The organism is Nostoc sp. CALU 546 (assembly GCF_048836525.1).
Genome location: NZ_JAWJTF010000123.1, coordinates 26,577 through 26,867, shown reverse-complemented (window position 1 = coordinate 26,867; position 291 = coordinate 26,577). Strand labels below are relative to the sequence as shown.

The following is a 291-nucleotide window of genomic DNA, read 5'->3' as shown; positions in this document are numbered from 1 at the left end:
GTCGGAGGCTGTGAAGTACAGCGTGCCGTTGACATTCGTCAGAGAGGACGGAAAAGAGTTGTCCGCACCAGAGGCGATATCCTTGACGCGGACAGTACCAGCCTGGGTGCCATCACTTTTCCACAATTCCCGGCCCCCACTGCTGTCGGAGGCAACGAAGTATAGCGTGCCGTTGACATTCGTCAGAGAGAACGGAAAAGAGCTACTCGTGCCAGCATTAATATCCTTGACGCGGATAGTACCAGCCTCAGTGCCATCACTCTTCCACAGTTCATTGTTCCCACTGCTTTC

Annotated in this window: 1 protein-coding gene; it reads right to left on the bottom strand. The window is 54.0% G+C overall.

Annotated features, from left to right (window positions below; all coding sequences use genetic code 11):
* A partial coding sequence (locus RRG12_RS36905) for an ELWxxDGT repeat protein (protein WP_420762623.1) occupies positions 1 to 186 on the bottom strand: 186 nt, incomplete at its 3' end.
* Positions 187 to 291: the final 105 nt, after the last annotated feature.